Origin of the sequence: Siphonobacter sp. BAB-5385 (assembly GCF_002261125.1) — a bacterium.
Lineage (GTDB): Bacteria > Bacteroidota > Bacteroidia > Cytophagales > Spirosomataceae > Siphonobacter.
This window is the reverse complement of record NZ_NMPS01000155.1, coordinates 1-419: the sequence shown is the minus strand read 5'-3', so window position 1 is coordinate 419 and position 419 is coordinate 1. Positions and strand designations below refer to the sequence as shown.

Below are 419 nucleotides of genomic sequence, written 5' to 3'. Positions count from 1 at the left end.
CCGATAAAGCCACGATGGAACTGGAAAACTACGCAGATGGTACTCTTTTATACGTAGCTGCCGACAAAGGGCAAGCTGTAGAAGTGAATGGAGTACTGGCTGTGGTAGGCAAACCCGGAGAAGATTATCAGTCTCTGCTCGATGGCGGCTCTGCCAATGGCTCCGCACCGGCTGAGGAAAAAACCGAAGCCCCGGCCGCTGAACCGGCTCCCGCTGCTCCGGCCGCTCCTGTAAAATCAGAAAGTAAAGCAGTGGATCTGTCGAGCATCAAAGCGACGGCGGTCCGTATGCCCTTACTGAGCGATACGATGACCGAAGGCGTCATTGCCAACTGGGTCAAAAACGTAGGAGATAAAATTAAAAATGGCGACATCCTGGCCGAAGTCGAAACCGATAAAGCCACGATGGAACTGGAAAAC

General features: G+C 52.7%; 1 protein-coding gene. It reads left to right on the top strand.

All coding sequences use genetic code 11. The features are described 5' to 3' along the window. Positions 1–14: 14 nt before the first annotated feature. A partial coding sequence (locus tag BWI93_RS15650) for a biotin/lipoyl-containing protein (protein ID WP_369679168.1) occupies positions 15–419 on the top strand: 405 nt, incomplete at its 3' end.